The following is a 25,388-nucleotide window of genomic DNA, read 5'->3' on the forward strand; positions in this document are numbered from 1 at the left end:
AGGATGATGAAAAATGGAACCGATCCAATCGGCCTTAAATAATTGGCTAAAAAACAACGAAAACTTTCAATCATCAATGAATGACATGCGCGAAAAAATACTTAAATCAGATCGTGTACAAGCCTTGTTAGCTGATCATCCTGAATTAACCCAACAGCAAATCGACCAGCAATTAATGAAGTTGTACGAATATGATTATCAGTCGCTTAATTGTGAGAAGTGCTCATCACTAGAATCATGTATTAATGTGATTCCAGGTTATGTGCCAGAAGCTCAAGTTCAAAATGGACGAATCAAATTAATCTACCATGAGTGCCAACGTAAGCAAAAAGAGATTCAAATGGAAAAACAACGTTCATTTGTACAAAGCTTGCATATGCCGAAAGACATCCATGAAGCGAGTTTTTCACAAATCAAATTGGATGTGAATGGACGGTCAGAAGCACTTAAACAGATACAGCAATTTTTTAAGGAAAGCCAAACACAATTACCGCAAAAAGGCCTTTATTTACATGGTAGTTTCGGTGTAGGCAAGACCTATTTATTAGGGGCTCTTGCGCAAGAATTAGCAACGGAACAAATCGATACGATGTTTATTTATATGCCTGAATTTGTACGCGAAATGAAAGCGTCGATTAGTGATTCAACGATTAATGAAAAGATTGAACGTTTTAAACGCGCATCAGTATTGGTGTTCGACGATATTGGTGCAGAGTATTCATCAGCGTGGTTCCGAGATGAAGTGCTAGGAGCTATTTTGCAATTTCGAATGATGGAGCGACTGCCTGTCTTCTTCACATCGAACTATGATTTAAAAGAATTGGAATTAATGTTTTCCAAAGTAGGCAAGTCTGATCTTGAAGAAGTTAAGGCAGCACGTATTATGGAGCGAATCCGTCAAGTCAGTGAACCTGTAGAAGTAACAGGAGATAATCATCGCGACCTATAAACAATTAGGTCGCTTTTTCATGTTTTGCCCTTTCATTTCATAAGCTTTAATATCGAATTGTTTATGAAAGAGGGATGTGTAATGAAAGAATGGACATTAATGTTTAACTCTTCATCAGATGTTAATGCTTGGCTCGAACGATCTGAGAAGCGGTCGGAATTTTTTAGTCATGAGACCCATCAACCATTTCTTGTTCGGGTGATTGCCACAGAAAGTGTGAATTGGACAAGCTGGCTCGAATTCATCTTCACTTTTGTGCAAGAGGTTTATGTTCCGAGGTATTCAAAACGCGTATTAGAAGATGTGTATTGTTTATCAGAAGAAGAAGCTGAGCAAGTGTTACCCTTTGTAGGCCCATTAGCTGAAAATGTTAAAGGCCTTCATAGTCAACTATCAGAATCTCTTTATGAACGTCTCGTACGCTATGTTGGTTGTCATTCACCACGGAATCTCGATATGGCTTTGTTATATGAGCATTTATTTATCGATTTTTCAGATTGGGATGAAGTGGTTGGTTATGCGATTGATGAATGGCAATATGAGTTGTTTTTCCAAGAAAGAATGCATCAGCTCAGACAGTTTATACAATTTAAAGAGCCACAAATTAAGCGAGTGGATGTTTATGATGGAAAAGAATTAATGTTTTATGATCAGGCTGGACATTCGTTAACACCACCTACTCAACCTAAAATGATGGATGGAATGATGGTGTCACCACTTACTCAAGCTTTATTAAATTTAGTTCCCGAAAAGGCGAACATTTACACAGACAGTGGTGGAACGCACGAACTTTTTCAAGTTATGAACGTATTTGAAGAACGCGTTGAGTTATGTCCTTTGGATGATTTTCCTCACAAAATGAATTTAACGAGTTAAGTTGTGTTAGCTAAGTATTGATTTTTGTCCTAATCATCGTTATAATACGTACATAATAATAAACGTTATGCTTAGATGAGGATCATAATAATTTAACACAGCTTTACAGAGAAGAAAGTCGAGGCTGAAAACTTTCCAGTATGCTAAATTATTTACCACCTCGGAGCATTCGTTGTGAACAGATTCGTATTCTTATTAGCAATGAACGTCTCACCAGCGATAATGGTGTCTTGAGCGCTGTTAAAGCAGAATCAGGGTGGAACCACGGGTATACACACTCGTCCCTTTTATGGTATAGGGACGAGTGTTTTTTTATGGATTCAAACATGCTAGATATTATGGTGAAAGGTGGATGATGACATGAGTGACATGATTCAGATTACATTCCCAGATGGTAATACAAAGGAATTTCCGAAAGGCACAACAACTGAAGACATAGCAGGATCAATTAGTTCAGGACTGAAAAAACAAGCATTAGCAGGCAAGTTCAACGGTACAATGGTTGATTTACGTCAGCCATTAGAAGAAGACGGCGAGCTTCAAATTGCGACTTACCGTGATGAAGATGGCTTGGAGGTATTGCGTCATTCGACTGCCCACTTAATGGCACAAGCGATCAAACGTCTATATGGCAATGTGAAATTAGGTGTTGGACCTGTAATAGAAGGTGGCTTCTATTACGATATCGATATGGATGAAACAATCTCACCAGAGGATCTTCCTAAGATTGAAAAAGAAATGAAGAAAATCGTTGATGAAGCTTTAGAAATTCGTCGTGTTGATTTATCGCGTGAAGAAGCTAAGCAACGTTATCGCGATTTAGGTGATGACTTAAAACTAGAATTAATTGATGATATTCCAGAAGGTGAACAAGTATCTGTTTATGAACAAGGTGATTTCTTTGACCTTTGTCGTGGTGTTCACGTACCGCATACGGGCAAAATCAAAGTATTTAAACTATTATCTATTTCAGGTGCTTATTGGCGTGGTGACAGTGATAATAAAATGTTACAACGTATTTATGGTACAGCGTTTGAAAAACAAGGTGAATTAGATGAACATTTACGTTTACTAGAAGAAGCAAAAGAACGTGATCACCGTAAATTAGGTAAGGAATTGGACCTTTTCACTGTCTCTCAAAAAGTTGGACAAGGCTTACCATTATGGTTACCAAAAGGTGCAACGATTCGTCGTACTATTGAACGTTATATTGTTGATTTAGAAGAACGTTTAGGTTATGACCATGTGTATACACCCGTGTTAGGAAGTGTAGACTTATATAAAACAAGTGGTCATTGGGATCACTATCAGGATGACATGTTCCCAACGATGGAAATGGACAATGAAGACCTAGTCCTTAGACCAATGAACTGTCCGCACCATATGATGGTTTATAAGAATCAACTTTATAGTTACCGTCATTTACCTGTTCGGATAGCTGAACTTGGAACGATGCACCGTCATGAAATGTCAGGCGCTTTAGCTGGCCTACAACGCGTTCGTGCGATGACATTGAATGATGCGCATATTTTTGCACGTCCAGACCAACTAAAAGAAGAATTTATACGGGTCGTTCATATGATTCAAAATGTTTATCAAGATTTTGGTTTAAATGATTATTACTTCCGTTTGTCTTATCGTGACCCAGAAGATAAAGAAAAATATGTCGATAATGATGAAATGTGGAATAGTGCAGAAGCATTATTAAAAGAAACAATGGAAGAAATGGATGTTGAGTATGTAGAAGCTATTGGTGAAGCGGCATTCTACGGACCGAAATTAGACGTCCAAGTTAAAACAGCACTTGGTAAAGATGAAACGTTATCTACAGTACAACTCGACTTCCATTTACCGAACCGTTTTGATTTAACGTACATTGGTGAAGATGGTAAAGAACATCGCCCAGTGGTGATCCACCGTGGTGTGGTATCAACAATGGAACGTTTTGTTGCTTTCTTAATTGAAGAGTATAAAGGTGCATTCCCTACTTGGTTGGCGCCAGAACAAGTTCGATTAATTCCAGTATCACTTGATGCCCATGAGGATTATGTAAAGAAGGTAGAAGAGAAGCTACAGTATGCTGGTATTCGCGTTGATAAGGACCTTCGGGATGAAAAATTAGGCTATAAGATTCGCGAATCACAGACACAAAAGATTCCGTATTCACTTGTCTTAGGTGATCAAGAAATGAATGATGAAGCGGTTAATATTCGTAAATACGGTGAACAAGATAGTGAAACACTTCCATTAGATGAATTCATTAATCGCATTGTTGACGAAGTTCAAAACCGCAAACTATAATAAGCTAGGTAGTCTCTTTAAAAGGGACTACCTTTTATTTGAGGTTCTATTAAAGTTTAGTGCTGATTTTAATTAAACCTTTAAAAAACAGTTGACAGTTTCTATTCAACTCGTTATACTTGATAAAGTAATTGAATAAGGCGAACGAATGACAAGTAGAAGCACCCGCTTCTCACCTGATCGACGCAATAAAGCAGTTGGCAGGTAACTAATTTTCGCATTTAATACGTCCAAAGCGTATCAAACGACGAAATATGGTAGTGTGGGTGCAGTATGTGTACCGACACTTTTTTTATGTGCAAAAGCAAACTTTGATACCCATCACTTGTCGATTGACGCCTTAATTTTTTTCAGAATTATTTGGAGGTGGCTCACTATTAGCAAAGATATGAATGTTAATGAGGGAATCCGTGCCAAGGAGGTACGTCTCATTGATGTCAATGGTGAACAATTAGGAGTTAAATCACGTCAAGAAGCATTAGACATTGCGGAAAACGCAAACTTAGACCTCGTCTTAGTTGCGCCAACTGCGAAACCACCTGTTGCTCGTATTATGGACTACGGAAAATACCGTTTTGAACAGCAAAAGAAAGAAAAAGAGCAACGTAAGAATCAAAAAACAGTTCAAGTTAAAGAAGTCCGTCTAACACCACAAATCGAAGAGCATGACTTTAATACAAAAGCGCGTAATGCGCAGAAGTTCTTAAATAAAGGCGATAAAGTTAAAGTTAGTGTTCGATTCCGTGGCCGTGCGATTACGCACAAAGAGTTAGGACAACAAGTACTTGAACGTTTCGCAGAGGCTTGTAACGAATACAGCACAATTGAGACGAAGCCTAAGATGGAAGGCCGTAATATGTTCTTAATGCTCGCTCCGATTAACGAAAAATAAAGTGAGCAAACAAGACAATATTGATTCAAGGAGGATTTTATTATGCCAAAAATGAAAACGCATAAAAGTTCACAAAAGCGTTTCAAGAAAACAGGTACTGGTAAATTCAAACGCTCTCACGCGTTTACAAGTCACTTATTCCGTAACAAATCTAAAGACCAAAAGCGTCGTTTAGCGAAGCAAACAACGGTAGATAAGAGTGACGAAGCACGTTTAAACAAATTAATGCCTTATAAATAATATAAGGATCGTGTAAATAGAAAGATTTTATAGGAGGGATTTCTTATGCCACGCGTAAAAGGTGGAAACGTAACACGCCAACGTCGTAAGCGTACGTTGAAATTAGCTAAAGGTTACTATGGTTCGAAACGAACGTTATTTAAAACAGCAAAACAACAAGTCATGAAGTCAGGTCAGTATGCATACCGTGACCGTCGTCAGAAAAAACGTGATTTCCGTAAATTATGGATTGCACGTATTAATGCTGCGGCTCGTATGAATGATCTTTCATATAGTCGTCTTATGCATGGACTAAAACTTGCTGGTATTGAAGTTAACCGTAAGATGCTAGCAGAATTAGCTGTTAATGATGAGCAAGGTTTTTCTGAATTAGCTGAACAAGCAAAAGCAGCCTTAAAATAATAGGTTCATAAGAGTTGTCCTAATAAGGGCAGCTCTTTTTGTATATGAAAGAGGCGATTGATCGTGGTTATATTTTTAATAATTTTAGTTGTATTAGCAAGTATCATCGGTTTTATCATGATGGGACTCGATAAATATTATGCTAAGCAAAATCACTGGCGAATTTCGGAACGTGCCTTATGGATAGTAGCGTTAATTGGTGGTGCTCCTGGTTCATGGTTCGGTATGATTACATTTCGTCATAAAACCCAGCACACCTTATTCCAATACGGCATGCCTGTGTTAACGATTATATGGATGGTTCTATTGTTAGTTGTATAGCATGTCATAACAGCTCGTCTTATGTCATAGACTGAAATAAAGGTGTGTGACAAGGAGCGGGTTGGAGATGGAACAACTTTTATCGTGGTTTAATCATTTGGAAGAAAATATTCCATACGTAACACCCGTTTTGTTCATTCTATTCCATATTATCCGACCGATTTTATTTATTCCAGTTACGGTCATTTGCATTACTGGTGGTTTATTGTTTGGTTTAACACATGGCGTGTTATATTCATGGGTTGGGATTACTTTATCAAGTGTGATGTTTTATGCCATGATGCACCATTCGCAGAAAGACCAACACTATTTAAATCGTTTAAGAGAATTGATGCAATATAAATTACAAGCCTTATCGACGTCTCAAATCGTATTATTACGATTAACGCCATTTGTTCATTTTCATTTAATTTCATTGATCATGATTGAGTTAACTCGGAATTTTAAAGAGTATGTTAAATTGTCGGTTTTTACCAATATGCCATTAGCGCTTATTTATACGACTTTGGGTCAGTGGTTACATTCTTTACAATGGACTTATTTGATTGGGTTTATACTGTTTTTAGGCTTGATGTTTTTTCTATTAAGACGGCGAGAATTGATTTGGTCATGGGATGAGTACTTTGCTTTTAAAAACTAACTTTGTTGAAGACCGTTGTTGACATTGTGATCCGCTATCGGTGGACGCTTTCCGCAGGCACGGCTCAAGCCTCCTCGGCCGAAAAGCTTGCCCTGCGGGGTCTCGAGGCACGTGCTGTTCCCGTGACGGCCCGGACGGCCTAATGTCGACGTTGGTCACAGGACGTGACCGCTTTTAGTCGACCAGGAGTCGCCACCTTCGCTACTCACAATTCAACAACTATGAGCTAAACTTGTATACCAAATCAAACTTTAATAATGACTAAAACTAAACAAATAATCGACTTATTTAGGAGGAGAAATAATGGATTGGAAACGATTATACCAATTACAAGCAGAGTTAGATCAGCATATAATGGATTCCATACCGCAAACGCGTGAGGAAGTTTATCATGATAAATTGTTAGCTTTAGTAGTTGAAGTAAGCGAATTAGCTAATGAAACGCGATGTTTTAAATATTGGAGTCAAAAAGGCCCAAGTGATCAAGAGGTTATTTTAGAAGAATATGTTGATGGAGTTCATTTCATACTGTCATTAGGTTTGGATTTAGGAATTGAATTTGATCAAAATGCATTTCAATCGGTTGAAGTTGATTCGTTAACTGATAGTTTCCATACCATTTATAGTCAGGTTGAACGATTAAAAACTGAACCCACACAGACGAATTATAACCAGTTAATGAATGAGTATCTTGCGTTGGGTCGCGCATTGTCTTTCTCGACTCAAGATGTTGTACAAGCATATTTAGCCAAAAATGAAAAAAATCACGAACGACAAGATCTCGGATATTAATTTTTTTGAGAAATATTACGAATTCCGTTATAATGAAAAAGGTGTCAAAAAATTTTAAAAAAAGAGGAGGGCTCACATTGACCCAATTAGATGATCAACTTAAAATGTTAAAAGATTTAACGGACGCAAAAGGGGTTCCCGGAAATGAACGGGAAGCGCGTGAAGTCATGCAAAAGTACATATCACCTTATAGTGATGAGGTTTCGACTGACCATCTAGGTAGCTTGATTGCGAAAAAGGTAGGCCAAGCTGGTGGACCGAAAGTTATGGTAGCAGGTCACTTAGATGAAGTCGGGTTTATGGTGACGCGCATTGATGATAATGGTTTCTTATATTTTCAAACGCTAGGTGGCTGGTGGAACCAAGTCATGCTCGCACAACGTGTAAGCGTTGTCACTCGCCATGGTGATGTAACAGGTGTCATTGGATCAAAACCACCGCATATCTTAACGGCTGAACAGCGTAAGAAACCGGTTGAGATCAAAGATATGTTTATTGACATTGGAGCGTCTAGTAAAGAAGAAGCCGAGGAATTTGGCGTACGACCAGGAGACTCAATCGTACCTTATTTCGATTTTACAGTGATGAATAATGAAAAGATGCTCCTGGCTAAAGCTTGGGATAACCGAATTGGCTGTGCGATCGCCATTGATGTATTGAAAGAATTAAAAGGTGAAGATCATCCGAACGAAGTTTATGGTGTCGGTACAGTGCAAGAAGAGACAGGTCTTCGAGGTGCACGTACATCAGCTCATGCCATTAAACCAGACATTGGCTTTGGTGTGGATGTTGGTATTGCCGGTGATATGCCAGGTGTTTCTGATAAAGAAGCTGCTGCGCAATTAGGCGATGGCCCACAAATCATTTTGTATGATGCATCGATGATTTCTCATAAAGGTGTTCGTGATCTAGTTGTTGATACAGCTGAATCACTAGATATTCCATTCCAATATGATTCTCTAGCTGGTGGAGGAACAGATTCAGGCTCTATTCACCTAACGGCTGACGGGGTACCTTCATTATCAATCACAGTGCCAACACGCTACATTCATTCACATGCTGCTATGTTACACCGTGATGATTATGAGAATGCGGTTAAATTAATCGTAGAGGTTATTAAGAAACTTGACCAAGATACTGTTGAAAAAATTACTTTTGGCCAATAAATATTAAGATCAGTTACTATACTCCTGATTGAGCAGTAGACATTCTGCTTAATCAGGAGTATTTTTATGAAATTCTTTAAACATTTTCACACTTTATTGACACATTTATGTTCCCCCTTATATAATATATTATTGTAAGCTAAATTCCGATTAAGTTTATAGGGATTATAAGAAATAGGTGATAAATGTGTTTTTAGAGCTTAAGGATGTTGCAAAGACATTCACAGGAGAAAAACAAGGAGCGTTTGAAGTATTTTCTGATATTGACTTATCTATTGAAGAAAATCAGTTTGTTTCAATATTAGGGCCTTCTGGCTGTGGTAAGTCAACGTTATTGGCGATGGTTGCTGGGTTAGAAAGTTTGACTGAAGGCGAGATGAAATTAGAGGGAGAACAGATTAATGCACCTGGTCCTGACCGGGGTATGGTTTTCCAAGAGCCTTCCTTATTTCCATGGCTGAATGTTCAAGAAAATGTGACTTTTCCTTTGAAACATATGTATTCCAAGGCTGATGCTCAGAAGAGAGCTAATGATTTTTTGAAAATGGTTCATCTTAGTCGTTTTAAGGAGCACTATACTTATGAATTGTCAGGCGGTATGCAACAGCGTGTGGCGATTGCCCGTGCTTTAGCGATGGATCCTAAAGTGTTATTGATGGATGAACCATTTGGTGCATTAGATGAACAAACACGTCACATTTTACATGATGAGTTGATGGCCATATGGCGCGAGACTCGGAAAACGATTCTCTTTGTCACACATAGCATTCAGGAAGCTGTGAAATTGTCTGATCGGGTTGTGGTTATGGGAACACGTCCAGGCAAAATAATTGCGGATTATTCGATCGACATCCCGAGACCAAGACATCGCGATCATCCAGACGTGATCCAATATGAAAAACAAATCATGAGTCTGCTTGAGGTGGAAATCAATAAAGTATTAAAGGAAGAGTTAAGCTATGAAAATCGCGATTAAACGTTTATTATTTATCATTGTCATGTTAGGTCTTTGGGAAGGGATTCATTTAGCGAACTTTTATCCTGATTATATTGTTCCTTCTCCAATTACAGTATTTGATACCTTAATAACTGGCTTTTTACAAGGTGATTTATTAACAGCCCTAGGCGCTAGTTTTAAGCATCTAATCATCGGTTTATCCTTATCCATATTAATTGGGACATTATTGGGCGTGATTCTAGGGAAGTCGAAGCAAGCTGATGAAACGGCTGGTATGTATTTGATTGCTCTTCAAAGTATCCCGAGTATTGTATGGGTTCCTCTAGCAATCCTATTATTCGGTTTTGGTGAGCTTGCTGTTATTTTCGTTGTCGTTGTTGGCGGAACATTTGTTATGGCACTTAACGTTCGTTCAGCGATTCATAGTGTTCCACCTCAATTTTTACGAGCGGCTAAAACAATGGATGCCCGAGGGTTTGAACTTTTTTACCGCGTTGAAATACCAGCTAGTATTCCTTATTTCATCCAAGGCATTCGTCTGGCATGGGCTTTTAGCTGGCGTGCTCTAATGGCGGGGGAATTTTTGAGTAATGGTCCAGGGTTAGGTTACTCACTCAGTTTCGCCCAAGACTACGCTCGTATGGACCAAGTCATTGGCATTATCATTATTATTGGCGTAATTGGGGCTGTCGTAGACCAGCTCGTCTTTTCGAAATTAGAACGAAATGTTATGAAACGATGGGGCTTATTAAATTCATAAGAAAGGTTGATTGAACGATGAAAAAAATTGTGTTTTATTCACTCATTTTATTAGTAGGGGCATTATTAACGGCATGTGGTGGTTCTTCTGCAGAAGGCAGTGAGTCAGAAGAAATAACAATTGGATATTTTCCAAATATTAACCATGTAGCTGGAATGGTTGCCGAAGAACAAGAGTTATATTCAGAGACTTTACCTGATGGTACAGAAGTTAATTATAAATATTTTCCAGATGGATCTGCTTTTATGACGGCAGTTGAAACAGGCGAAATTGAAGGTGGTTTAGTCGGACCAGGTCCAGCGATGAATCACTTTGCAAGTGGTGCTGACATCAATATTGTTGGTGCAGGATCTAAAGGTGGTACGGTTATTATGGCGAGAAATGATGCAGGTATTGAATCACCTGAAGATCTAGCTGGTAAGTCATTTATCTCGCCGAGAGTGGGTTGTACACATGACGTCCAATTCGAAACGATGATGAAAGAAGAGTACGGCTTAACATCAGATCGTGTAGGTGGCGAGATGAAGCATGTAACGGGTAAACCCGCTACTTATGCGAGCATGTTCGAAACAGAAAAAGTTGATGTCGGAACAGTCCCTGAACCATGGGCTTCTGTGATTGAAGAAGAAGGAACTGGAAAAGTGTTAGTTGATACGCCTGAGGTAGCTTATGGGGAAACATTGCCTGCAGCTGTTTTTGTGACGTCACAAGATTTAGTTGACAATGAACCGGAGAAAGTCCAGAACATTGTTGATGCACACAAACAAGCAACAGAATTTATTCAAGACAATCCTGAAGAAGCGAAGTCGATCGCGATCAAGAAGATAAAAGATATTACGGATCAAGAGTTATCGCAATCTGTCATTGATAATGCTTGGGATCGTATTGAATTCTCATACGAATTTGACCAACAAGTATTACAAGATTTCATCGATTCATCTTATGACCTAGGCTTTTTAGAGGAGCAACAAGACTTAGAAGGTTTGGTTAATAAGGAGTTTATTAATTAAATTTTATAAAAGTCGGTGTTTATTTGTTGTACAGTTATAAGCACTAAGTTGTTGAATTGTGAGGAGCGAAGGTGGCGACTCCTGCGGAAAAAGCACGAGTCTCGAGACCCCGCAGGAAGCGCTTTTCTTCCGAGGAGGCTCGAGCCGTGCCCGCGGAAAGCGTCCACCGATAGCGGATCACAATTCAACAACGGACTTTGATGGAATGATTAATTTACAAAAATTCCCCGATTACTATTTTGTAATCGGGGAATTTTATGCTTAAGCTACTTATAACTTTCCTGCTTCTTGCTCTAATGTTTGCAACATGGTTTCTCTATCGTCTTCAGAAGCTTGTTGCCAATACATTTCAAATAACACGCCTAAACCAGGCAACATTTTTTCTTCACCACTATCAACCGCTTCTGCAATTGTGGCTTCCAGTTGATCCTCGTTGTGTCCGGCGATATTATTTTTAACAGCTTGTCGTAAATTTAAATCCATTCTAACCACCTCATCGCAATGTAATCTAAAGGTAGTTTAACCAATGATTTTATAATTATGTATGATAAAATGGAAACCATAAGGAGCGTTCATGAATCATGATTGAATCAAAACAAAATCAGCGTGTTAAACGATGGAAAAAACTACATAAACGAAAATATCGTGACCAAGAAGGACAAGCCCTTGTAGAAGGCTGGCATTCAGTAGAAGAAGTCCTTAAAAGTGATTGGCATGTATATGAATTGATTATTAAAGAAACGATCGAATTGCCACAAACATGGAAAACCTATGAACATGTTGTCGTAGCTGAGGACGTATTTAGTGAATTATCCCAAACAGAAACAAATCAAGGGGTTATTGCTGTAGTTGAACAACCTCAAGAACGATCCATACCAACTGCACCACGAAAAATTCTTTGTTTAGACAGCATTCAAGACCCAGGAAATCTTGGGACCATCATTCGTAGTGGTTTAGCATTTGGAATTGATCTGATTGTTTTAGGTGAAGGTACAGTTGATGTATTTAATCACAAAGTTATTCGAGCGACACAAGGCGCATTATTTCATATACCTGTTATTCGTGGTGACAATTCGAGTTGGATTGATTATAGCAAGCAACATCAAATCCCAGTTTATGCGACAGCCTTAGACCAGCAAGCCTTGCCTTTAAAAGGTGTGAAAAAAGGCGATTCCTATACAGTCATCATGGGAAATGAAGGGAATGGCGTTCGCCCAGAATTAATTCAACAAGCTGATCATTCACTTTATATTCCGATAGCATCTCAAAGTGAGTCGCTAAACGTGGCTGTTGCTACTAGTATTGTTTTGTATCACTTTCACCAATTGACTTGAAAAATACATTGAAATTCATTATAATAATTCGTTAGAAGTAAATGAATAAAAGCAATGAATGAGTTAAGTAGTTCACCGAGGAATACGTTTATTAGGGACGGAAGTCAAAGACTGGAAACTTCCGAAATGTACGGTGTGATGAATTTCACTCAGGAGCTGGTGCTTGGACCTTACGTAATGTAAGTAATAGTAACCCGGGAGGACAACTCTCGTTAACGCAATGAAGTGGGTATACATAAGTATATCAATTAGGGTGGTAACACGGTTTATAACACGTCCCTTCGTCGAGAAGGGGCGTTTTTTTATTGTCATTAAACTGACTGAGTTAAATAAGGAGGCGTTAATCGTGAAAGAACGTTTGCAATCGATCAAAGAAGAAGCATTGCAACAAATAGAAGAAGTAAAAGATTCAAAAACGCTACAAGATCTACGCGTTAAGTACTTAGGTAAAAAAGGCCAAATCACTGAAGTATTGAAAGGTATGGGCAACTTATCAAAAGAAGAACGACCTGTGATTGGTCAATTAGCTAATGAGATTCGTGATGCTATTACTGAAGCGTTAGACACGAAACAAGAAACGCTTGAACAAGCAGCATTACAACAGCAGCTTAAAGAAGAAACAGTTGATGTTACGATGCCTGGTAAACCTTCTCAAGTAGGCGGTTCACATCTGCTGATGAATGTGATTCGTGATATTGAAGATTTATTCACAGGCATGGGGTATGAAGTAGCTGAAGGCCCAGAAGTCGAAACAGATTACTATAACTTTGAAGCCCTTAATTTACCGAAAGGCCATCCAGCGCGTGATATGCAAGATTCATTTTATATTACTGAAGAATTGTTGATGCGTACCCATACATCTCCAGTCCAAGCGAGAACCATGAACAAACATGAAGGCCGTGGTCCAGTCAAAATTATTTGCCCTGGGAAGGTTTATCGTCGTGACACGGATGATGCCACACACTCTCATCAATTTACACAAATTGAAGGGCTTTATGTTGATGAAAATATCCGCATGAGTGATTTAAAAGGGACCCTTAATACTTTGGCGAAACACCTATTCGGAGAAGATCGCCATATTCGCTTGAGACCAAGTTATTTTCCATTCACAGAACCATCAGTAGAGATGGATATTTCGTGTAAAATGTGTAATGGACATGGTTGTTCTGTGTGTAAACATACAGGTTGGATTGAAATGTTAGGTGCCGGCTTAGTTCATCCAAATGTTTTAGAGATGGCTGGATTCGATTCAGAAAAATATTCTGGCTTTGCTTTTGGTATGGGACCAGAGCGAATTGCCATGTTAAAACACGGTATTGAAGATATCCGTCATTTCTACACGAATGACGTCCGCTTTTTAAAGCAATTCCATCAAGTATAAGAGGAGGAATGAATTGATGTTAGTTTCAACAAATTGGTTAAAACAGTATGTCGATATAGATCATGTTTCAACAGAACAATTAGCTGAAGATATTACGAAAACAGGTGTAGAAGTCGAACAAGTTTTTGAACCTACATTAGTAAGTGATTATTTAGTCGTTGGTTATGTCACAGCATGTGACCAACACCCTAATGCTGATAAGTTAAATCTTTGCCAAGTCGATGTAGGTAATGGTGAGATTGCACAGATTGTTTGTGGTGCTGACAATGTCGCAAGTGGACAACATGTTGTCGTAGCAAAACCAGGTGCTGTCTTACCTGGAGGCTTCAAGATTAAGAAAACAAAACTGCGCGATGAATCATCAGAAGGGATGATTTGTTCATTACAAGAATTAGGAATTGATGAAAAATATATTGCTGATGATTATAAAGACGGGATTTATGTCTTTAATGAAAGTGTTGAAGCAGGCCAATTAGCTGCTCCATTGCTTAATTTAGATGACGCAATCATTGAATTTGATGTGACTCCAAACCGCTCAGATTGTCTCAGTATTTTAGGTATGGCTTATGAAGTCGCAGCTATGTATGATCACGAGATTGAATTACCCAATAGTGAAGTGGATCAAGCTCAAGAACAATCCAGTGATTATGTGGATGTCACGATTGCGAATGAAGAAGCTAATCCATATTACGGCGCTTGGGTCATTAAAGATTTAACCGTTACAACATCACCACTTTGGTTACAAAATCGTTTGATCAGTGCTGGTATTCGTCCGATTAATAATGTTGTTGACGTCACGAACTTTATTTTACTTGAATATGGTCAACCGCTTCATGCGTTTGATTATGATCGTTTCGGTTCTAATCAAGTTCTTACACGGATGGCTGAAGAAGGCGAAACCATTCAAACATTAGACGGAGAAGAGCGGACATTATCAAGTCATCATCTTGTGATTACAAACGGTGAAGAACCGCATGCCATTGCGGGAGTCATGGGTGGCGAAGAGTCTGAAGTACAAGATGGCACAACGACCATTTTACTTGAAGCGGCTTATTTTGATCCCCAAACGATTCGTCAAAGTTCAAAAGATCATGGAATCCGTAGTGAAGCAAGTGTCCGTTACGAAAAAGGATTAGATATTACACGCGTGAAAGAAGCTGCAAGCCGTGCAGCACAGCTATTAGCATCATTAGGCGGAGGTCAGGTTTTAGGCGATATCGTAGAAGCTGGATCAACTAGCTGGACGCCTTATGTCATTTCCTTTACAAAAACTGAAATGGTCAAGCGAATTGGTGCTGACATTTCCTTAGAAGAAATGACTCAAATCATGGAGAGATTGCGGTTTGATTATGAGGTGGATGGTGAAACAATTACAGTTACAGCTCCTCCTCGTCGTCAAGATATTGTCATTAAAGAAGATATGTTAGAGGAAATTGCTCGACTATACGGCTACGACAATATTCCGTTTACATTACCAATTGGCGAAATGGACCAAGGTGGTTTAACGGTCAAACAGAAACGGTTACGAGCTGTTCATGACTATCTACAAGCAAGTGGTTTATACGAATCGATCACGTACTCATTAACAACAGAAGCAAAAGCTCAACGCTTTATAAGTCCCGATGTACGTGAATTAAATGTTTCACCTGTTAAATTGGCAATGCCTATGAGTGATCTGCACAGTCATTTGCGTTTGAGTGCTGTGCCTGAATTGTTATCGAGTTTACAGTATAACGTTGCTCGTAACCAATACAATGTAGGTCTATATGAATTAGGATCTGTTTACACGCAAACAGAAGGCGAAGGAACACAACCAGATGAGAGGGTACGATTGGCAGCCGCTGTAACTGGTCTGTGGGAAAATCATCCATGGCAAGGTGTTCAAAAATCAGTTGATTTCTTTGTCTTGAAAGGCATATTAGAAGGGTTATTCGATTATTTAGCGATTGACGGTATTGAATTCAAACAAGGTGAAATCGATGACTTGCATCCAGGACGTACTGCGCTGATTGAATTAAACGGAACAGTGATTGGTTACGTCGGTCAAGTTCACCCAACTGTCCAAAAAGAACATGACTTACAAGAAACGTATGTTTTTGATGTGAATTTAGATGCCTTATTAGCTGTTACGAATACACAAGCTGGTTACAAGCCAATCACGAAATACCCAGCGATTGCACAGGACTTAGCATTTGTCGTTGATCAATCAACTCCTGCTGCAGAACTTGCAGAAGCTATTAAAGAAAAAGGTCAACCACATTTAGAATCAGTGCGTGTCTTCGATGTTTACGAAGGTGAACACATGGAAGCTGGTAAGAAATCTGTTGCATTCAACTTAATATTCCAACATCAAGAAAGAACGTTGACAGATGAAGAAATTGACCAAGCACGAACAGCCATTGTTGAATACTTACAAACACAATACGATGCTGTATTACGTGGTTAGAGTTCACCAATTTGACTAGGGCGATGGTATTCTAAGCTAACTCGCTGATATTTGACGCGATCTTGATGGTAAATCGTCATCACTTGATGATATAGTGACCGCACTCAATGGAAAATCGTCATCACTCGATGATATAGCGACCGCACTCGATGATAAATCATTTATCGCGCTGGTATTAAAAACTGAGTCACTGATTAATCAGTAAGCCTATTAAACGAAAAACGGACGGCTTCGTTCATTGAAGCCGCCCGTTTTTTTATAGTTTTTTCGCTTTTTGTGTATTACCAAAATGGACTTTACCAATTTGATTTAAAAATGCTTCACCTTTCGTATCGATTAATCGTTTAATTTGCTGATCGACTTTTTGTGAAGCCCCTTTTTGTAAAGTGAAACCAGCCTTTTTAGAAAGTCGATCCATTTCCTGAACAAAACGATATCGAGCTAGCATAGAGGCTGCTGCTACACATGTCGATTGACTTTCTGCTTTTGTTAAAAAAGTGATGTCGCTATGTGGTGTTGCATCCGACGCTTTAATCTTATTGTAGTAAACGCCAGGTTCACAAAATTGGTCAATCACAATACCGCTTGGTGTGACGTGGTCTAATTTATTCATCACATTCTCAATCGCATTATGATGCATCCAAGCTTTCATCCTCGTTTGTGACCAGCTTTGTTTCTTAAGTTGATTATACTTTTCATTGTTTAACGTCACGATACTATAGACAATGTCCGTTTCAAGGATGTTTTTCACGATAGATGCAATCGTGCTGTCATTCATGGACTTAGAATCTTTAACACCTAATTCTTTTAATAGAGCTTGTTGCTTTTCATCTGCATAAACGGCGGCTACTGTAATAGGACCAAAATAATCACCCGTCCCTGCTTCATCAGAACCAATATGATCCTGGTTTAAAATGGCCTTTGAATGACTTTCAACGTTATGCTGCTTCTTTTGCGTTTGGGGGTTTGCGTCCCACTTAGAAGCTTCTTCAGCGTGATCACTACCCTGAAACAACACTTTGCCTGATTGATAGGCTGTGATAGTTACATTAGTTTGTTTTGCAACAAAAACGGTGTGTGGAGGCTGTTTATTAACTTTGGTGTTTTCGTAGTATTTTTCCATTTTATCGAGCGTTTGTTGATCGGCTTTAATAACGGTTTGTCCCATGGTTTAACTCCTTTATGATTCAATGGCTTTAGTATATCATGTGATTAATAGGTATTCACATCTTTTGAGTACTTTCCTAAATAGATTAAATCGTGTTACGATATGGTTTAGAATAACGGTGAGGAGGCCTTCCTGATGTCGGATTATGAAAAGAATAGAATTACAGTTGATATTCATAATCGTAAATATACAGTTGTTGGTGAGGAATCACCATCACAAATTAAAATGGTCGCAAGCTTAGTTGATCAGAAAATGGATGAGATACAATTCGCTCAACCATCCTATGATACGACACAGCTCGCCGTTTTGACAGCACTAAATACAATGAATGATTATCTTAAATTAAAACAAGATTATGATGCACTTATACAAAACCATAGGAATGAGGATCGCAAGAAATGATTGATTTAATTTTAATTATTATTTTTATATTAGGTTTTTTAATTGGACTAAAACGAGGTTTTGTCTTACAAATACTACACTTAACAGGTTTCATGGTCGCCTTTATTGTCGCTTATCTTTATTACCGCGATCTAGCTGGCATGCTTGAATTATGGGTTCCGAATCCTGAGGCGGATGAAGGCCACTTCTGGGCTGAAGCATTGTCTGTAAATGGTATTTCTGATGCCTTTTATAATAGTGTTGCTTTCATACTTATCTTTATTATTGTTAAGATCTTGATGCAAATTCTAGCTAATATGCTTGATTTCGTAGCTAATATGCCTATATTAAATAGTGTGAATAATTTATTAGGAGCGATTTTAGGATTTATTGAAACGTATATTATTATTTTCATCCTACTATTTGGTATTTCCTTGTTATCAGTAGGTTTCGTGCAAAGTATTATTCAAGATTCAATAATAGCGTCGTTTATGATTGAACATACACCTGTCTTAACTGAAGCGCTTAAGAATGCGTGGTTTGAACAAGACGCTTAAAAGAGGTTCGTCATGAGTGACAACCTCTTTTCTTTGTGAGATTGTTTATAAAGGTGGTAAATGAAATGGATAAAAAACAAGTGATTAAACATCTAGAAACAATTGCCGTACATTTGGAACTAAAAGGTGAGAATGCATTTAAAATTTCTGCTTATCGCAAAGCAGCACAAACGCTGGAACGTGATGAACGGTCGCTAGATGAGATCGATGATATTGGATCTTTATCAGGTGTCGGTAAAGGGACGAAGGCGGTTATTGAGGAATATATTACCCATGGTGAAACAGAAACACTTAATCAACTACAAAAAGAAGTGCCTGAAGGATTAATCCCTTTATTAAATGTGCAAGGTCTAGGGGGCAAAAAGCTCTCAAGACTCTATCATGAATTAGGCGTGGAAGATGAAACATCTTTAAGAGAAGCGGCTGATCGTGGTGATATTGAAGCTTTAAGTGGTTTTGGTAAGAAGTCCGTTGAGAAAATCCTTAAAGCGCTAGATGAACAGGGAACTCGACCAGAGCGACTACCACTTTCAAGTGTAATTCCAACGTATGAAGCGCTTGTGGTTGAATTAGATCAGATTGATTCGATTGAACGCTATGCTATTGCAGGTAGTTTTAGAAGATTACGTGAAGATGTAAAAGATTTAGATTTTATTATTGCGACGAATCAACCAGAAAATGTAGCTGAGCAGTTAGTTCAGCTATCAATTGTAAAAGCTGTTGAAGCTAAGGGTTCCACTAAAGTCACGGTAGTAGTTGAAAGTGAATGGGATTTATCGGTAGACTTCCGTTTGGTAGAGCCTGAAGCATTTATTACGACATTGCATCACTTTACAGGTTCAAAAGACCATAATGTTGAAATGCGCCGTTTAGCGAAAGAACAAGGCTATAAAATCAGCGAATACGGAATTGAAAACGTCGAAACAGGAGACGTGAAAACATTTAATGATGAAGCATCATTTTTCAACTATCTTGGAATCGATTATATCCCACCTGAAATTCGTGAAACGGGTGAGGAAGTAGACAGTTCGATACCTGACCTTGTTTCGATTGATGATATCCAGGGTGATTTGCACATGCACACGACTTGGAGCGATGGAGCACAATCACTTGATGAAATGGTTAATCGTGCAAGAAGTTATGGTTATCAATTTATTTCGATCACTGATCACTCTAAGTACTTACAGGTAGCTAACGGATTAAATGAGGATCGATTGCGGCAACAACGTCAATTAATTGACGAAACCAATCAAAAGTATGACGATATTCATGTGTTTGCCGGAGTTGAAATGGATATTTTACCAGATGGCACACTTGATTTTGATGATGATTTTCTAACAGAACTTGATTTTGTCATTGCATCGATTCATTCGAATTTCAATCAAGATGAAGAAACGATTATGAAGCGATTAGAACAAGCAATCAAAAATCCATATGTTCATATGATTGCGCATCCAACTGGGCGATTAATTGGCAAGCGAAACGGTTATCCCGTTGATATAGAACGATTTATTGATTTAGCAGTTGAACATAATACCATTATTGAACTTAATGCGAATCCAAATCGCTTGGATTTAGCATGGTCTTATTTGCAGATTGCTCAAGACCGTGGCGCAACTATTGCGATTAATACTGACGCGCACAATTATCGTATGTTAGAGGATATGAGTACAGGTGTACAGGCAGCCCGAAAAGGTTGGATTAAACCAGAAACGGTCATCAATACATGGTCGCTTGAACATGTCCAACGCTTTTTGATGAAGAAAAAAGGTGAGTCAAGTGAACAATAAAATTTTGAAACAATTAGAGTATCCCAAGATTATAGAACAATTAAGTGCCCAAGCTGAAACCAGCTTAGGACATGAACAAGTTAATCAAATGAAACCCTCAACAGAATTGTCTGAGATTCAATATTGGCAACGTGAAACGGATGAAGCGGTACAAATTCTACGGTTAAAGGGTCATATTCCATTAGGCGGAATTCGAGATATTCGACCACAGGTTAAACGTGCTGAAATTGGTGGTCTATTATCTGCTCAAGAAGTATTAGGTGTTGCTAGCACCATTTATGGTGGACAACAGCTTAAACAATTTGTGGCTAATTTTGATGAGGAAGAAGAACTTGAGATCCCGATCTTAACTGAACGAACAGAATCAATCTCGAATCTCCATCAATTAGAACGATCAATCAGAAGTTGTATTGATGATTATGGCCATGTGATGGACGGGGCTTCAAGTCAGCTTCGTACGATCCGTAGTCAGATAAGGTCGTATGAAAGTCGTGTGCGTGATCGATTAGAAGGATTTACGAAATCGAAAAGTCAGATGTTGTCTGATGCGATTGTTACCATTCGTAATAATCGTTATGTCTTACCCGTGAAGTCAGAATATCGTAGTCACTTTGGTGGGATGGTTCATGATCAGTCATCATCAGGCCAAACGTTGTTCATCGAGCCACAGTCAGTCGTTGAGATGAATAATAAATTGCAAGAAGCACGTGTAGAAGAACAACATGAAATTGAACGCATATTAAAGTCGTTATCCGAACAAATTCAAGCGGATCGTGACTTTTTACGTGAAAATGTTAATGCTTTGCAACAGATTGATTTTATGTTTGCAAAAGCAAAATTAGCACGGCATATGAAAGCAGCAAAACCGACTATGAACGAAAATGGCTTTATTCGCATGCGCCAAGCACGTCACCCATTATTAGAAGACGAAAATGTTGTGAGTAATGATATTGAGATAGGTGATACCTACACGGCCATTGTTATTACAGGCCCCAATACAGGTGGTAAAACAGTAGCATTAAAAATGGTCGGCCTTTGTACCTTGATGGCACAAACAGGTCTACAGATTCCAGCATTAGACGGCTGTGAATTAGCTGTTTTTGACCATGTTTTTGCTGATATTGGTGATGAACAATCGATCGAACAGAGCTTAAGTACATTTTCATCACATATGACAAATATTGTTGATATACTCAATCAGGTCACAGAGAGTAGTTTAGTCTTGTTTGATGAGTTAGGCGCTGGTACTGACCCACAGGAAGGCGCGGGTCTTGCGATGTCTATTCTTGATTATGTCATTGAGCAAAAAGCGCGCGTCATTGCTACAACACACTATCCAGAGTTAAAAGCGTATGGCTACAATCGTGATGAAGTGACTAATGCTTCTGTTGAATTTGATGTTGAAACATTGCAACCGACTTATCGTTTACTTATTGGCGTACCAGGACGTAGTAATGCGTTTGATATTTCTCGCCGACTTGGCTTAAGTGAAACTGTTATTGAAAAAGCCCAATCGATGGTCAGTGATGATTCTCGTTCAGTCGAAAATATGATCGCTTCTCTTGAACAATCTAGACATGAAGCGGAACGTGATTATCAACAAGCAGCCGAAACTTTAGAAGAAGCTGAAAACTTTTATCGTAGTTTAAAACATGAATACAATCAATACTTGAATAAGAAAGAGCAACATGAAGAGAAAGCGAAAGAAAAAGCTGAAAAAGTATTGGATCAGGCTCGCGAAGAAGCTGAGGAAATTTTAGAGGATTTAAAACAGTTACGTGATGAGCATTCAGTGAAAGATCACCATTTCATCGAAGCACGAACGAAGCTTGATCAACAGAAAGCGGCTTTAAAAGGGTCTGATAAGCAAGAAGAAAAGACTGAGTCGACTAAACCCATACATTCATTGGAACCTGGTGATGAAGTTCATGTGAAAACGTTCAACCAAGCAGGTACGATTGTGCAACAAGTGAATGATAAGGAATATGAAGTGCAACTTGGCGTCTTGAAAATGAAAGTCGCTAAAGAACAATTAGAGTTTGTCAAAAGACCTGAGCCAGATAATACGAAACCTTCACCAGTTGTTAAAGGAAGACAAGTTCATGTTAAGCCTGAATTAGATCTTCGTGGTCAACGTTATGAAGATGCTATTCAACAACTCGAAAAGTATGTTGATGAAGCTTTATTAGCTGGTTATCATAAAGTGTCAATCATCCATGGTAAAGGGACTGGAGCCTTAATGAAAGGTGTTCAACAGTTTGCTAAAGAGCATCGTTCAATTAAAGGAAGTGAATTTGGTCACGCCAATGAAGGCGGAACAGGTGTGACGATCTTAAAATTAGCTTAATGGTTTAGAGAGGATGCGAGAATAGTATGGAAACATTAGCGAAAGTTCTATGGGTGGTTGCAGCACTTTTTGTGATTGTCGGTATTCTATTTGTCGTGATGAACTAATATACTTTATTAAATGACTATGATTGTCTTGAGGATTTTCATAGTCATTTTTTAGACTTCATTAATTCAGAAATTTCACAAAATAATAAATAATGTTTTAATTTTATGTCAACTTGTGTTTATAATAGTTATAAATAGATGTTTAAAGGAGGATGTTAATTATGGGGGTTGAATTGAAAAAGCCTTGGCTGAAACATTATCCTGAAGAAGTACCGACAACCATTGATTATGACAAACGGACATTACAAAGCTTTTTAGTTGAGAATGCAGAAAACTTTCCTGATAAAGTAGCGATTCATTTTATGGGGAAAGACGTAACTTTTTCAGAAGTGGCTGATTCAGCGAAACGATTTGCAAGTTATTTGCAAAGCTTAGGTATTCAAAAGGGTGATCGTGTTGGCATTATGTTGCCAAACACCCCGCAGTCAGTTATAGCGTATTACGGAACGTTATTAGCTGGAGGTGTTGTTGTTCAAACGAATCCTTTGTATACAGAACGCGAATTGTCTTATCAGATGAAGGATTCAGGAGCTAAAGTACTTGTTTGTTTAGATATTTTGCTTCCGCGTGTAAACGCTATCAAAGAAGAAACTGACCTCAATCATGTTGTTACAACACGTATTAAAGATTACTTGCCATTTCCGAAAAACATGATTCAACCAATGCTTCAAAAACGGGAATATGGAATGGTAGTTAAGCCAGAACATGGCGGTGATACTCATGTTTGGACCACTATGTTAGAAGAGGCTTCTGATGAGTATGTTGAACACGAGTTTGATCCTGAAGAGGATTTAGCGTTGTTACAATATACTGGAGGTACAACTGGTTACCCTAAAGGGGTTATGCTAACGCATTTTAATCTTGTTTCTAATACACAAATGAGTGAGAAGTGGATGTATAAAACAGAGTTTGGTCAAGAAACCGTATTAGGTATTCTGCCATTTTTCCATGTTTATGGCATGACAACAGTGATGAATATGTCGATTATGTTGGCTCATAAAATGATTTTAGTACCTAAATTTGATGTGGATAGTGTGTTAAAGCTGATCGATTCACAAAAACCAACGTTATTTCCCGGTGCACCTACGATTTATATTGGTCTATTGAATCATCCGAAATTAAAAAAATATGATTTATCCTCGATTGAAGCCTGTCTGAGTGGCTCTGCTCCATTACCTGTTGAAGTTCAGCAGCAATTTGAAGCAGTAACGGGTGGTCGACTTGTCGAAGGTTATGGCTTGACGGAAACATCTCCTGTCACGCATTCTAATTTTATTTGGCAAAACCGTCGCAGTGGAACAATTGGTGTCCCGTGGCCTGATACAGACGCAGCCGTTTTTGATCCCAATACTCATGAAGAATTGGAAATGCGTGAAGTTGGTGAGATTGGTGTAAAAGGCCCACAAGTTATGAAAGGTTACTGGAACCGACCGGAAGAAACAGAGCAAGTATTACAGGACGGATGGTTTTTCACAGGTGATATGGGTTATATGGATGAAGAAGGCTTTTTCTATATCGTAGATCGCAAGAAAGATATGATTATTGCCGGTGGTTTTAACATTTACCCACGTGAAGTAGAAGAAATTCTATATGAACATGAAAGTATTCAAGAGGCCGTTGTGGCTGGTATTCCAGATCCTTATCGTGGTGAGACAGTGAAAGCTTACATTGTCTTAAAAGATGGCGCTGAACTAACAGAAGATGATCTGGATCAGTTCTGTCGCAAAAATTTAGCGGCTTTTAAAGTGCCTAAGCTTTATGAATTCAGAGATGAATTACCTAAGACAGCTGTCGGTAAAATACTACGCCGTAAGTTAGTTGATGAAGAAAAAGAAAAAATGCAGGCTGAACATGCAGAATGAATCAGTAGTTGACACAATTAAAAATTGACTATATTATAATAGGTGAATGACCATTCATTCACCTATTTTTTGTTTTATTTTTATGCGTGATAGGAGCAGTTGACTATGGAAAGTAAATCAAAACCAAAATACAAGCTGATTCTTGATGCTGCTGTTGAAGTGATAGCGGAAAACGGTTATCATCATTCACAAGTATCCAAAATTGCGAAAAAAGCAGGTGTCGCAGACGGAACCATTTATCTTTATTTTAAAAACAAAGAAGATATTTTAGTTTCTTTGTTTGAAGAGAAAATGGGTCAGTTTGTATCAAAAATCAAACACGAAATCGACCAAACCGAGCAAGCTGATCAAAAATTATATAAATTAATCGAAATGCATTTTTCTCAACTGTCCGAAGATCCGAGTTTAGCAATTGTCACGCAGTTAGAATTAAGGCAATCTAACAAAGACTTACGGTTAAAAATTAACGATGTCCTTAAAGGTTATCTAGCACTAATGGATACGATTTTACAAGAAGGAATGGAAGATGGCACTTTTCAAAGTCAATTGAATGTGAAATTAGTACGACAAGTGTTGTTTGGAACTCTAGATGAGGTTGTCACCAATTGGGTGATGAAGGAGCAACGCTATTCGTTAGTAGATCAAGCTGAAGAAGTGCATTATTTAATTTATAATGGACTAAGAGATCATTGTTAAAGGGAGCTGATA

At 38.4% G+C, this 25,388-nt stretch carries 24 protein-coding genes and 3 other annotated features; of the genes, 22 read left to right on the forward strand and 2 right to left on the reverse strand.

The annotated features are described in order from the left end of the window. The first annotated feature begins 13 nt into the window (after window positions 1–13). The 13 genes from dnaI (at window position 14) to FHR85_RS02340 (ending at window position 11,307) form a co-directional block, all read left to right on the forward strand. Window positions 14–949 carry a primosomal protein DnaI gene (dnaI, locus tag FHR85_RS02280; RefSeq protein ID WP_167260656.1) on the forward strand — a complete coding sequence of 312 codons (936 nt, stop codon included), beginning with the start codon at window positions 14–16 and terminating at the stop codon, window positions 947–949. Between the two features lie 81 nt (window positions 950–1,030). After that, on the forward strand, window positions 1,031–1,825 hold the full coding sequence (gene ytxC / locus FHR85_RS02285) for a sporulation protein YtxC (protein WP_167260658.1): 795 nt from the start codon (window positions 1,031–1,033) through the stop codon (window positions 1,823–1,825). A 63-nt stretch (window positions 1,826–1,888) separates the two neighbouring features. Further along, window positions 1,889–2,114, forward strand: a binding site (T-box leader). 71 nt (window positions 2,115–2,185) lie between these two features. After that, a complete protein-coding gene (thrS, locus tag FHR85_RS02290) occupies window positions 2,186–4,126 on the forward strand; it encodes a threonine--tRNA ligase (protein ID WP_167260660.1) in 1,941 nt (646 codons plus the stop codon). A 147-nt stretch (window positions 4,127–4,273) separates the two neighbouring features. Continuing rightward, window positions 4,274–4,425: a sequence feature (ribosomal protein L20 leader region), on the forward strand. 89 nt (window positions 4,426–4,514) lie between these two features. Then, on the forward strand, window positions 4,515–5,018 hold the full coding sequence (infC, locus tag FHR85_RS02295) for a translation initiation factor IF-3 (protein WP_167260662.1): 504 nt from the start codon (window positions 4,515–4,517) through the stop codon (window positions 5,016–5,018). Window positions 5,019–5,060: 42 nt separating this feature from the next. After that, window positions 5,061–5,258, forward strand: coding sequence for a 50S ribosomal protein L35 (gene rpmI, locus FHR85_RS02300; RefSeq protein ID WP_167260664.1), 198 nt, complete (start codon window positions 5,061–5,063; stop codon window positions 5,256–5,258). Window positions 5,259–5,303: 45 nt separating this feature from the next. Next, entirely contained in the window at window positions 5,304–5,660 is a 357-nt protein-coding gene (rplT, locus tag FHR85_RS02305; RefSeq protein ID WP_167260666.1) for a 50S ribosomal protein L20, read from the forward strand. Between the two features lie 63 nt (window positions 5,661–5,723). Then, complete coding sequence (locus tag FHR85_RS02310) at window positions 5,724–5,981, forward strand: DUF1294 domain-containing protein (protein ID WP_167260668.1); 258 nt, start codon at window positions 5,724–5,726, stop codon at window positions 5,979–5,981. A 67-nt stretch (window positions 5,982–6,048) separates the two neighbouring features. Next, complete coding sequence (locus FHR85_RS02315) at window positions 6,049–6,621, forward strand: TVP38/TMEM64 family protein (RefSeq protein ID WP_167260670.1); 573 nt, start codon at window positions 6,049–6,051, stop codon at window positions 6,619–6,621. A 303-nt stretch (window positions 6,622–6,924) separates the two neighbouring features. Beyond that, on the forward strand, window positions 6,925–7,413 hold the full coding sequence (locus FHR85_RS02320) for a dUTP diphosphatase (RefSeq protein WP_167260672.1): 489 nt from the start codon (window positions 6,925–6,927) through the stop codon (window positions 7,411–7,413). A gap of 104 nt (window positions 7,414–7,517) precedes the next feature. Continuing rightward, window positions 7,518–8,579, forward strand: a complete 1,062-nt coding sequence (locus FHR85_RS02325; protein ID WP_411955579.1) for a M42 family metallopeptidase — start codon at window positions 7,518–7,520, stop codon at window positions 8,577–8,579. A 187-nt stretch (window positions 8,580–8,766) separates the two neighbouring features. Next, the gene (locus tag FHR85_RS02330; protein WP_167260676.1) at window positions 8,767–9,555 is read left to right on the forward strand and encodes an ATP-binding cassette domain-containing protein; all 789 of its coding nucleotides are present in this window, start codon (window positions 8,767–8,769) and stop codon (window positions 9,553–9,555) included. Continuing rightward, window positions 9,539–10,297: an ABC transporter permease gene (locus FHR85_RS02335; protein ID WP_167260678.1), complete on the forward strand. Its 759-nt coding sequence runs from the start codon at window positions 9,539–9,541 to the stop codon at window positions 10,295–10,297. The genes FHR85_RS02330 and FHR85_RS02335 overlap by 17 nt, the downstream gene beginning before the upstream one ends. Before the next feature lie 17 nt (window positions 10,298–10,314). Continuing rightward, window positions 10,315–11,307, forward strand: a complete 993-nt coding sequence (locus tag FHR85_RS02340) for an ABC transporter substrate-binding protein (RefSeq protein ID WP_167260680.1) — start codon at window positions 10,315–10,317, stop codon at window positions 11,305–11,307. Between the two features lie 270 nt (window positions 11,308–11,577). Here the strand turns inward: FHR85_RS02340 and sspI are convergent, their stop codons facing one another. Continuing rightward, on the reverse strand, window positions 11,578–11,790 hold the full coding sequence (sspI, locus tag FHR85_RS02345; protein ID WP_167260682.1) for a small acid-soluble spore protein SspI: 213 nt from the start codon (window positions 11,788–11,790) through the stop codon (window positions 11,578–11,580). Window positions 11,791–11,888: 98 nt separating this feature from the next. On the opposite strand from sspI, the gene FHR85_RS02350 reads away from it, so the two are divergent. From FHR85_RS02350 to pheT, 3 genes are all read left to right on the forward strand, one after another. Then, the gene (locus FHR85_RS02350) at window positions 11,889–12,641 is read left to right on the forward strand and encodes a TrmH family RNA methyltransferase (RefSeq protein ID WP_167260684.1); all 753 of its coding nucleotides are present in this window, start codon (window positions 11,889–11,891) and stop codon (window positions 12,639–12,641) included. Window positions 12,642–12,686: 45 nt separating this feature from the next. Beyond that, window positions 12,687–12,925 (forward strand) — a binding site (T-box leader). Window positions 12,926–12,987: 62 nt separating this feature from the next. Then, window positions 12,988–14,022: a phenylalanine--tRNA ligase subunit alpha gene (gene pheS, locus FHR85_RS02355; RefSeq protein ID WP_167260686.1), complete on the forward strand. Its 1,035-nt coding sequence runs from the start codon at window positions 12,988–12,990 to the stop codon at window positions 14,020–14,022. Between the two features lie 16 nt (window positions 14,023–14,038). Further along, window positions 14,039–16,468 carry a phenylalanine--tRNA ligase subunit beta gene (gene pheT, locus FHR85_RS02360; RefSeq protein ID WP_167260688.1) on the forward strand — a complete coding sequence of 810 codons (2,430 nt, stop codon included), beginning with the start codon at window positions 14,039–14,041 and terminating at the stop codon, window positions 16,466–16,468. A 256-nt stretch (window positions 16,469–16,724) separates the two neighbouring features. Here pheT and rnhC read toward each other — a convergent pair whose 3' ends face one another. Then, window positions 16,725–17,636 (reverse strand): ribonuclease HIII, encoded by a 912-nt coding sequence (rnhC, locus tag FHR85_RS02365; protein ID WP_167260690.1) that lies wholly within the window; start codon window positions 17,634–17,636, stop codon window positions 16,725–16,727. A 135-nt stretch (window positions 17,637–17,771) separates the two neighbouring features. Here rnhC and zapA point away from each other — a divergent pair, with 135 nt between their 5' ends. From zapA to FHR85_RS02395, 6 genes are all read left to right on the forward strand, one after another. Then, complete coding sequence (gene zapA, locus FHR85_RS02370) at window positions 17,772–18,038, forward strand: cell division protein ZapA (protein WP_167260692.1); 267 nt, start codon at window positions 17,772–17,774, stop codon at window positions 18,036–18,038. Next, complete coding sequence (locus tag FHR85_RS02375) at window positions 18,035–18,574, forward strand: CvpA family protein (protein WP_167260694.1); 540 nt, start codon at window positions 18,035–18,037, stop codon at window positions 18,572–18,574. The genes zapA and FHR85_RS02375 overlap by 4 nt, the downstream gene beginning before the upstream one ends. A 65-nt stretch (window positions 18,575–18,639) precedes the next feature. Next, the gene (polX, locus tag FHR85_RS02380) at window positions 18,640–20,364 is read left to right on the forward strand and encodes a DNA polymerase/3'-5' exonuclease PolX (RefSeq protein WP_167260696.1); all 1,725 of its coding nucleotides are present in this window, start codon (window positions 18,640–18,642) and stop codon (window positions 20,362–20,364) included. After that, window positions 20,354–22,711: an endonuclease MutS2 gene (locus tag FHR85_RS02385; protein ID WP_167260698.1), complete on the forward strand. Its 2,358-nt coding sequence runs from the start codon at window positions 20,354–20,356 to the stop codon at window positions 22,709–22,711. Before polX ends, FHR85_RS02385 begins: the two co-directional genes overlap by 11 nt. Before the next feature lie 268 nt (window positions 22,712–22,979). Next, window positions 22,980–24,680 carry a long-chain-fatty-acid--CoA ligase gene (locus tag FHR85_RS02390; RefSeq protein WP_167260700.1) on the forward strand — a complete coding sequence of 567 codons (1,701 nt, stop codon included), beginning with the start codon at window positions 22,980–22,982 and terminating at the stop codon, window positions 24,678–24,680. A 105-nt stretch (window positions 24,681–24,785) separates the two neighbouring features. Then, window positions 24,786–25,376 (forward strand): TetR/AcrR family transcriptional regulator, encoded by a 591-nt coding sequence (locus FHR85_RS02395; protein ID WP_167260702.1) that lies wholly within the window; start codon window positions 24,786–24,788, stop codon window positions 25,374–25,376. Window positions 25,377–25,388: the final 12 nt, after the last annotated feature.

The sequence above is a fragment of the Alkalibacillus almallahensis genome, from assembly GCF_011761495.1.
Taxonomy (GTDB): Bacteria; Bacillota; Bacilli; order Bacillales; family Alkalibacillaceae; genus Alkalibacillus; species Alkalibacillus almallahensis.